The organism is Corallococcus exercitus, assembly GCF_042231735.1.
In the GTDB taxonomy this organism is placed as follows: Bacteria; Myxococcota; Myxococcia; order Myxococcales; family Myxococcaceae; genus Corallococcus; species Corallococcus exercitus_B.
Map to the genome: position 1 here is coordinate 596,428 of NZ_CP102577.1, position 4,261 is coordinate 600,688.

General features: G+C 68.9%; 4 protein-coding genes. All 4 read left to right on the forward strand.

Annotation, left to right across the window (positions count from 1 at the left end):
- Positions 1-52: 52 nt before the first annotated feature.
- The 4 genes from NR792_RS02505 (at position 53) to NR792_RS02520 (ending at position 4,240) form a co-directional block, all read left to right on the forward strand.
- Complete coding sequence (locus tag NR792_RS02505) at positions 53-1,201, forward strand: hypothetical protein (protein ID WP_375758463.1); 1,149 nt, start codon at positions 53-55, stop codon at positions 1,199-1,201.
- Positions 1,202-1,290: 89 nt separating this feature from the next.
- Complete coding sequence (locus tag NR792_RS02510) at positions 1,291-2,247, forward strand: serine/threonine-protein kinase (RefSeq protein ID WP_375761562.1); 957 nt, start codon at positions 1,291-1,293, stop codon at positions 2,245-2,247.
- Between the two features lie 24 nt (positions 2,248-2,271).
- Positions 2,272-2,652 (forward strand): VOC family protein, encoded by a 381-nt coding sequence (locus NR792_RS02515; protein WP_375758464.1) that lies wholly within the window; start codon positions 2,272-2,274, stop codon positions 2,650-2,652.
- Positions 2,653-2,788: 136 nt separating this feature from the next.
- Positions 2,789-4,240 carry an NAD(P)/FAD-dependent oxidoreductase gene (locus NR792_RS02520; protein ID WP_375758465.1) on the forward strand — a complete coding sequence of 484 codons (1,452 nt, stop codon included), beginning with the start codon at positions 2,789-2,791 and terminating at the stop codon, positions 4,238-4,240.
- Positions 4,241-4,261: the final 21 nt, after the last annotated feature.

A 4,261-nucleotide genomic window follows, 5' to 3' on the forward strand; every position in this document is an offset into this window, starting at 1 on the left:
GTAGGATTGGAGGGTCGTCCCACCCCCCTCGTTTGCGTGAAGGAAACACGCCATGAGCCAGCCCAGCGCCCCCAGCCCCCAACACATAGACCTCAACCGAACCGCCGTGGAGATTGCCCCCGAGACCTTCTGGGTCGGGAAGCGCGAGCCCGGCGGCATCTTCTTCGCCAACCCGTACCTGCGCCGTTTCCGGGGCACGGACGCGCGGACGAAGAAACCCTCCGAGTTCAACCTCCTCATCGACCCCGGGTCGAGCAGCGACTTCTCCACCATCCACACGAAGGTGGTGTCGCTGATTGGCGGGATGGACCGGCTGTCGGCGCTCTTCATCAACCACCAGGACCCGGACGTGGGGTCGTCCGCGAACATCATCTCCGCGCGCTACTCGCCGCGCGCGAGCATCCTGTGCTCCGAGGACACCTGGCGGCTCATCGTCCACTTCAACCTGCCGCGCAACCGCTTCATCCCGACGGAGAAGTTCACGGCCGGGCTGAGCGTGCCCACGGGGCACAAGCTGCTGCCGGTGCCGTCGCCCTTCTGCCACTTCCGGGGCGCGGTGATGCTCTATGACCCGCAGACGCGGGTGCTCTTCACGGGGGACCTCTTCGGCGGCCTCACGGACAGCAAGGCGCAGGGGCTGTGGGCGGACGAGTCCGACTGGACGGGCATCCGGGCGTTCCATCAAATCTACATGCCGGTGAACTCGGCGCTGGTGCGCGCGGTGGCGGCCATCCGCAAGCTCACGCCCGCGGTGGAGATGATCGCCCCGCAGCACGGCCGCATCATCCGGGGCAAGCTGGTGCACCAGTTCCTGGAGCGCATGGAGCGGCTGCAGGTGGGCCTGGACATCATCGACGAGGCGCAGGACCGCACGCACCTCCAGGCGTGGAACTCGGTCATCGACCGGGTCCTGAACCTGGCGCGCGGCTACCTGGGCGACTCCGTGGAGGCCAAGCTCTCCGCGAGCGACGCGCTGTCGGACACGGCGAAGTTCAACGGCCCGCGGCTGGAGGTGAGCCGCATGGGCAAGTGGACGCTGGAGCACGTGGTGGAGGTGCTCTGCCAGGGGGAGCCCTCCGAAATCTCCGGCCCCATCATGGTGGAGGCCACCATCGCCGCCGCTGAATACAACCTGCCCACGCCGCACCTGGACATCGAAGGCGCGGGTGCGCCGGCCCCGGTCTCCCTGCTGGAGTCGTGAGAGGGGGGCGGGTGCATTCCAAGGACCGTGACAGCGGTGGCTTGACCTACCTGGGTCCGGAGGCGCTGAACGCGCGCCCGGGCAACGCCGTGGCCGAGGACGGCTCGGAGCCGACGCTGCCGCAGGTGCGGACGCCCGTGTCTCCCGGCGGCACGTTGATTCAGGGGGCCGTGACGCCGCGGCCCCTCGCGCCCGTGAGCCAGGGGCTCGTCCCCGGGCAGGTGGTGGCGGGGCGCTACCGGGTGGAGAAGTGGCTGGGCGTGGGTGGCACGTCGGCGGTGTACCAGGCGCTGGACTTGAAGACCCACCAGCGCGTGGCGCTCAAGGTGCTGGCCGTGCCGCACGCGGACGCGGCGATGGTGACGCGCTTCCGCCAGGAGGTGGAGCACGCCCGCGCCCTGGAGCACGTGAACATCCTGCATGTCTTCGACGTGGGCTCGGATGGGGACAGGCACTACCTGACGGTGGAGCTATTGGAGGGCAGGGACCTGCGGCAGGTGATGCTGGAGGGCCGCCCCACGCTGGCCAATGCCTTGCGGTGGCTGACGCACGCCACGGTGGCGCTGGAGCACGCGCACGCGCACGGCGTCCTGCACCGGGACGTGAAGCCGGGGAACCTGTTCATCACGCGCATGGGCGTGCTGAAGCTGATGGACTTCGGGCTCGCCAAGAGCGCGCACGTGATGGGCAACACGGCCCAGGGCGCGACCTTGGGGACGCCGGAGTACATGGCGCCGGAGCAGGTGACAGGGGCGGAGGTGTCTCCGGCCACGGACCTGTATGCGCTGGGCGTGGTGGCGTACGAGCTGCTCACCGGGCAGCTGCCGTTCCGTCACGCGCAGCCCGTGCCGCTGATGCTGATGCACGTGCAGGAGACGCCGGTGCCTCCGAGGAAGCTGCGTCCGGAGCTGCCGGAGGCTTTCGAGCAGGTCGTCCTCAAGCTGATGCGCAAGCGGCCGGAGGAGCGTCAAGCCAGCGCGACGATGCTGCGCGCTGAACTGGCGAGGCTGTGGCCTCTGGCACTCCAGCGCGGGCGCGGACTATAGGGGGCTCATCCACTGGGGGCCCTCATGTCTGTCAAATTCAACCACACCATCATCCACGCGAAGGACAAGGTGGCGTCCGCGCATTTCCTCGCGGAGTTGCTCGGGCTGCCGGAGCCCACGCCCTTCGGGCACTTCCAGGTGGTGAAGCTGACGGACGGGGCGTCGCTCGACTTCATCACCACGCAGGACGCCATCCACGGTCAGCACTACGCGTTCCTGGTGACGGAGGAGGTCTTCGATTCGCTGATCGCGAAGATCCGCGACCGGAAGATCCAGCACTGGGCCGACCCGCGCGGCCAGCATGAGAACCAGATCAACACCCATGACGGAGGCCGCGGGGTCTACTTCCAGGACCCGAATGGCCACTACATGGAAGCCATCACCGTGCCCTACGGCGGCTGGTGACACATCCAATCCCAGTCAGGAATGACACCTCGGGGTCCAGGGAAAGACCGCGAGCCCGGGTAACGCGGAAGACGGCGTGATACTTTCTCGGGGCGCGGCCCAGGCTGTCGCACACCTCGAGCAGGAGCATTCCGTCATGGCTGGCAGCTTCGACGTTCTCATCATCGGCAATGGGGTCCTGGGCCTTTCCACCGCCAATGCCCTGATTGCTCGGGACCCGGAGGTCCGCGTCGCGGTCATCGGCCCCGTGGCCCGGACCTACGGCGCCTCTCCGGCGGCCGGCGCGATGATGGGATGTTTCGGTGAAATCACCCGGGCGTCCGTGGCCGGGAAGTACGGCCCCATCAAGCTGGGGCTGGGCCTCCAGGCCCGGAAGCTGTGGCCCACGTGGCTCGCCGCCCTCAACGCGCAGCTCCCGGAGTCGGACCGGCTGGCCATCACGCCCGGCACCTTCGTGGTGGCCAACAACCGCTCCGGGCTCATCGAGGATGAGAACTTCACGGTCATGCGCCGCACGCTCCAGGAGTACCAGGAGCGCTTCGAGGACGTGAACCCGCTCCACATCGCCGGCATGCACCCCGCCGGCGACAGCCGCCCCACCGCCGCGCTCTTCATGCCGGATGAGGGCTCGCTGGACTCCAGCCGTCTGCTGGCGGGCCTGGCCGGCGCCGCGGTGCGCTCGTCGCGCGTCTCCTTCCTGGAGGACACCGTCAGCGGGCTGGTGGTGGAGGGTGGCCGCGCCGTGGGCGTGCAGCTGGCGGATGGCCAGAAGCTGTCCGCGAAGCACGTGCTGCTCGCCTCGGGCGTGCAGAGCCAGAAGGTGCTGGACTCGCTGCCGGACCTGGCCCGGCGCGTGCCCCGCCTGCTGCCCGGCATGGGCACGTCGCTGGTGCTGGAGACCACGGACTTCCCCCTCAACCCCAGCGTCATCCGCACGCCCAACCGCGCCTTCGCCTGCGGCCTGCACGTCGTGCCTCGCGGCGCGAACCGCGTCTACGTGGGCGCCACCAACAACACGATGCTCGCGCCGGCGGACCGGCCCACCGTGTCCGACGTGTTCTTCCTGATGGACTGCATGATGGAGCAGATCCACCAGGGCTATCAGGGCGCGAAGCTCATCTCCACGGCGGTGGGCAACCGCCCCATCGCCATCGACACGCTGCCGCTCATCGGCGGGACGTCGGTACAGGGCCTGTGGATCGCCTCCGGCACCTACCGCGACGGGCTGTTCCTCTCTCCGCTCGTGGCGCAGCACATGGCCGGCCTCATCCTGGGACAGGGCGGCCTGATGGAGAACGTCTTCCCCCCCGAGCGCAAGCCCATCAACCGCTTCACGCGCGAGGAGGCCATGGAGGAGACGGCGCGGCACTACGCCGCGGCCGGCTGGGAGCACGGCATCCGCATCCCCAAGGTCGGCTGGCACGAGACGTTCGCCCGCATGTTCAAGCGGACCATCACCACCGTCTACGAGGAGATTGGCACCGACTACGTGCTGCCGCCGGAGTTCGTCTACGTCGTCGACAACGACCGCGAGCGCATGGTGCCGTACTTCCGCGACTACTACCGGAGCGTGGACGCCGCCTGGTAGCGGCGCCCCGAGGGCCCGGGG